The sequence below is a fragment of the Dokdonella sp. genome (genome assembly GCF_036518555.1).
GTDB lineage: Bacteria > Pseudomonadota > Gammaproteobacteria > Xanthomonadales > Rhodanobacteraceae > Dokdonella_A.
Genome location: NZ_DATDMY010000087.1, coordinates 1 through 4544 on the forward strand (window position 1 = coordinate 1; position 4544 = coordinate 4544).

The 4544-nt window shown below is 70.4% G+C and carries 5 protein-coding genes; 3 read left to right on the forward strand and 2 right to left on the reverse strand.

Features of this window, described 5'->3' with window-relative positions:
* Both fdhD and VI238_RS05325 read left to right on the forward strand, forming a co-directional pair.
* Positions 1-638, forward strand: a 638-nt coding sequence (gene fdhD / locus VI238_RS05320; RefSeq protein WP_331649213.1) for a formate dehydrogenase accessory sulfurtransferase FdhD, incomplete at its 5' end; no start/stop codon positions are given.
* Positions 635-871 carry a formate dehydrogenase subunit delta gene (locus tag VI238_RS05325; RefSeq protein ID WP_331649215.1) on the forward strand — a complete coding sequence of 79 codons (237 nt, stop codon included), beginning with the start codon at positions 635-637 and terminating at the stop codon, positions 869-871. The genes fdhD and VI238_RS05325, both read left to right, overlap by 4 nt.
* A 97-nt stretch (positions 872-968) precedes the next feature.
* On the opposite strand, the gene VI238_RS05330 is transcribed toward VI238_RS05325, so the two are convergent.
* Positions 969-1850: a PHB depolymerase family esterase gene (locus VI238_RS05330; protein ID WP_331649217.1), complete on the reverse strand. Its 882-nt coding sequence runs from the start codon at positions 1848-1850 to the stop codon at positions 969-971.
* A gap of 218 nt (positions 1851-2068) precedes the next feature.
* Here VI238_RS05330 and VI238_RS05335 point away from each other — a divergent pair, with 218 nt between their 5' ends.
* Positions 2069-3409, forward strand: a complete 1341-nt coding sequence (locus VI238_RS05335; protein ID WP_331649219.1) for an OmpP1/FadL family transporter — start codon at positions 2069-2071, stop codon at positions 3407-3409.
* 271 nt (positions 3410-3680) lie between these two features.
* Here the strand turns inward: VI238_RS05335 and VI238_RS05340 are convergent, their stop codons facing one another.
* Complete coding sequence (locus VI238_RS05340) at positions 3681-4301, reverse strand: CGNR zinc finger domain-containing protein (RefSeq protein ID WP_331649221.1); 621 nt, start codon at positions 4299-4301, stop codon at positions 3681-3683.
* Positions 4302-4544 lie beyond the last annotated feature (243 nt).

Consider the following 4544-nt stretch of genomic DNA (forward strand, 5'->3'; position numbering starts at 1 on the left):
GCGAAGCCGTGGTCGAGGACGCGTCCGAACTCGACGTCGTCGCGATGCGTACCCTGCTCGAAGGCATCGAACTCGAGTTGCGCGTGCCGGCCGCGCGCGCCGACGCGCTCGAGCAACGCAAGCGCAACCTGACCGGGCGCAGCGGTTGCGGGCTGTGCGGCGCGCAGGCGCTCGAGGACGCATTGCGCCAGCCTGCGCCGGTCGCGGACGGACCGCGTATCGACGCAGGCGCGATCGCACGCGCGCTGGCGGGGCTGCAGGCGCGGCAACCGCTCGCCGCAGCGACCGGCGCAACCCACGCGGCCGGCTGGGCGGGGACCGACGGCGATATCACGCTCGTGCGCGAGGACGTCGGCCGTCACAACGCGCTCGACAAGCTGCTCGGTGCGCTCGTGCGCCGCGGCGTCGACGCGCGCGCCGGCTTCGTCGTCGTGACGAGCCGCGCGAGTTACGAGATGGTGCAGAAGGCGGCGACGCTCGGCATCGGCCTGCTCGCGGCGATCTCGGCGCCAACCGCGCTCGCGATCCAGCTCGCGACGCAGGCGAATCTCACCCTCGTCGGTTTCGCGCGCGGCGACCATTGCGTCGTCTACACGCATGCCGGGCGCATCGCCGGCACCGAGGGGTCGCGCACATGAGCGCACCCGATCGCCTCGTGAAGATGGCCAACGACATCGGAGCGTACTTTCGCGCCGAGCCCGACCATGCCGCGGCGGTCGCGGGCATCGCGACGCACATCCGCCGCTTCTGGGAACCGCGCATGCGGCGTCGCTTGCATGCCCACGCCGCCGCCGGCGGCGCAGGCCTCGACCCGCTCGTGCGCGAGGCGATCGCCGAGCTCGCGCGCGAGGATCCCGCCGCCTCGTCGTGAGCGCACCGCTGCGACCGCAGGCTCGGGATGCACGTGCGAGCCTGCGGGCGAGATCGTCGATGCCGGCGCGCCCGGGTTGCCCGCGCCGGGGGCGCGCTCACGGTCCAAGCGCGAACGGGCAGATGTGATTCCAGATCTGGCCGAGATGGGTCACGGTGTAGGTGTGGCCGCCGCCGAACAGCGTGAAGTAGAGGTCGCGACCGCGTATCCAGCCGGCGTCCTCGAAGCGCTGGGGGTCGTCGCCGGCGCCGTACTGCGTGTAGAGCGGATCCGAGTTGCCGAGATGGATGTCGATCGGGATCTTCGGCTGCACCGCGCCGAGGAAGCTCGCGCACGCGGGCGGCGGATTGCCGCTGTCGGTGCACGTGTACTGCTCGAGCGAGCCCGCGCTGACGCCGTACGCGGCGAAGTAGGTCGCGTTGTTCAACGCGAGCGCGTGGCCGTAGTGCGCGCCCGCGGAAAAGCCCCACAGGTAGATGCGGCTGCGCTCGATGTTGTAGGCGGCCTGCACGTCGTCGAGCGCGGCGCTGATTTCCTCGATGTCGCCGTTCGCGCCCCAGCCGCCCTGGGTCGAGTTGCCGACCGGCGCGAGCACGAGAAAGCCCTTGCTGTCGGCCCAGGTCGTCCAATCCGTGCGTACCTGCTGCGCCGCCGTCGCGGTCGGCAGCGACTGCCCGCGCAACGCGAGCAGCAGCGGCGACGCCTGCGTGGGCGTGTAGCCGGGCGGCACATGCAGGTAATAGCTGCGCGTGCCGACGCCGGGCACGCCGATCGTGCGGGTCACGTTGCCGGGGTAGGCTCCGCCGCTGCCGCCGGAGGGGTCGTGCGGCACCACGCGCGACTCGTAGCCGTCGTCGAAGATCGCGTCGCCGCCGGGGCACATCGCGCCGGGGAGGCGCACCGTGCTCGCGGCCAGCGCGGAGGCGCACACGCAGGGTGCGAGGGCGAGCAGGACGGCGAAGCGGCGCACGAGACGCACGGGGAACCTCCGTTGGTTCGATGAGTCGGCACCTTAGCGGGCGGCGGCGGCCGCTGTCGCGGGTGATTTCACGAATGCGGCTCGGGCCGGATCGAGATGCCGACCATACGCCCCCGTTTGCGGCAGCGCACGATGGCCAGATCGTCGAACTTGACGTTAAGATCGCTGCGGATTCGTTACAGACCCGCAAAGAAACCGTTCGCCCCAAGGAGTGCCGTATGCAGCACAAGACCCGTCGGACCCGGCTCGTTCCGTCGCTCGCCGCCCTGCCGTTGGCACTCGCGGCGGCCCTCGTGGGCCAGGACGCGCTCGCGAGCGGCTTCCAGCTCAAGGAAAACAGCGTGCAGGGTCTGGGCCGTTCCTACGCCGGTGGTGCGTCCGCGCCGGGCGACTGTTCGATGGTCGCGAACAATGCGGCGGCGATCGGCGACCTCGCCTCGGAGAACTGCGTCCAGATCGACCTCAACGTCATCAATTTCAAGACCGAATTCCACGGCAGCGGCACCGACCTGCTCGGCCGCCCGCTCACGGGCGGCAATGGCGGCGACGGCGGCGTGACCAAGCCCGTGCCGGCGATCTACCTGACCCATCGCATCAACGACCAATGGTCGATCGGTGCTTCGGTCAACGCGCCGTTCGGCTTCGAGACGAACTACGACGATCGCTCGGTGCTGCGCTACGAAGGCGTGCTGTCCAAGCTCGAGTCGATCGACCTCAGCTTCGCGACGTCGTTCAAGATCAACGACCAGTGGTCGATCGGCGGCAGCATCATCGCGCAGCGCACGAGCGCGGAGCTGACCCAGGCGGTCGACTTCGGCACGATCCTCGCGTCACCGACCAATGGCGCGGTGCTGCCGCAGGAAGCCGACGGCTTCGGCGGCCTCAAGGGCGACGACTGGGGCTACGGCTTCACGGTCGGCCTGCTGTGGAAGCCGACCACGAGCGATCGCATCGGCGTCAATTTCCATTCGCAGATCGACCATACGCTCGAAGGCGACGCGCGCTTCAAGGTGCCGAGCAATATCCTGCCGCTGCTCGGCGGGGCGTTCCTCAACCAGAAGGGCCAGGCCGATTTCGACACGCCGTGGTATGTGACCGCGAGCTGGTGGCACACGTTCGACGAACGCCTCAGTTTCGGCGCCGACGTGAGCTTCACGCACTGGTCGAGCTTCGAGCAGCTGTTGATCAAGTACTCCGATGCCGCGATGGGCCCGTTCACGCGCGCACAGGAATTCAGCTGGGACGACACCTGGATGTACTCGTTCGGCGGCGAATACCGCTTGAACGACCAGTGGACGCTGCGCGCGGGCGTCGCCTACGACGAGACGCCGACCAACGACGTCACGCGCACGCCGCGCGTGCCGGACGGCAGCCGCACGTGGGTGTCGGTCGGCCTCGGCTGGAAACCGAACGCCGACTGGCGCTTCGACGCCGGCTACGTCCACCTGTGGGTCGACGACGGCAAGATCGACCACACGACCTCGACGTTCAGCCATCTCGTCGGCGCGTTCCAGAGTTCGGGCAACGTGCTCGGCGTCTCGGCGCAGTACGCCTTCTGACGCATCGGCATCGATTGGGGAGGGACCGGCAGGCACCTTCGGGTGCCTGTCGCTTGTAAGGGCCGCACGGCCGTCGCACGCGCGCGAAGCGTACCGCCGTTCGAGCAGCCGATCGGCCGGCATCAGGCGGCGCGCACATCCGCGCTCGATGCGCCCGCGAACGAGCCATCGATGCTCGTGCGGAGCGCCGTCGCGCCGATCCATCTCGTCGTCGCCGCCCGCTGGCGGCCGGCCTCGGCGCGCGCCCGCGCGCCGGGTGCGCGCGCTGCGATCAGTCGCTCGCGTCGCGCCGGCGCTGCTGGAACCGCCGCGCCTTCGCGCCATTGCCGCACATGCGCATGCTGCACCAGCGCCGGGTCTGGTTCTTGCTCGCGTCGTGGAACAGCCAGCCGCAGCCGTCCGGAGCGGGGCATTGCTTGAGGCGCGCAGGTTCGCCGTACTGCAGCAGCTCGACGGCCGATGCGAGGACCTGCCACAGGGGCTGCTCGAGCGCGTCGTCCTCGTCCCAGTACCAGTGCCAATGCGCGCCGGGCGCGAGCCGCCGGTGCGCCAGCGCGGCGGCTGCTTCGCGATTGAACGCGTCGAGATCCGCGGGCGCCGGCGCGCGTGCGTGCGCGCGCGCTGCGAACACGCGCTGCAGGAGGTCGCGCACGCTGCGCGCATGCGCGAACGCGGACGCGGCGCGACGCGGGTGCGCACGCGCCGCCGCGGCGAGGCGCGCCGCCGTGCGCGCGTCGAGGCCTCCCTCGCAGCCGCCCAGCCACTCGACGAGGTCGGCGTAGCCGGCGAGGTACTCGCGCGCCTCGGGATCGAAATGCGACGCGCGCGTGTTGACGAAGTCGAGGCAGAGGCTGCCGCCGACGCGTTCGATGCTGGCGAGGTCGGAGTTCATGGACGCATGGGTAACCGGCAAACGGATTTTGACAGGTTCGTCGCCGGCGCGCATGCTAACCTCCAAAAGACAAATATGAGGTTACAAGTGGCGACGAACGCATCCCCTGACCAGACGCGGCGGCGAATGCTCGGCGCGCTGCTCGCGGCAGGCGCCGGTGGCGCCGTGCCCATGCTGCGCGCCGCCGCGCCGCGCGGCATCGACATCGTCGGCGCGCCCTCGAACCTCGGCCTCAGGCCGCTG

Coding starts and splice junctions, on each gene's coding strand:
- VI238_RS05325 (WP_331649215.1), top strand. CDS start 635: ATGAGCGCACCCGATCGCCTCGTGAAGATGGCCAACGACATCGGAGCG.
- VI238_RS05335 (WP_331649219.1), top strand. CDS start 2,069: ATGCAGCACAAGACCCGTCGGACCCGGCTCGTTCCGTCGCTCGCCGCC.
- VI238_RS05340 (WP_331649221.1), bottom strand. CDS start 4,301: ATGAACTCCGACCTCGCCAGCATCGAACGCGTCGGCGGCAGCCTCTGC.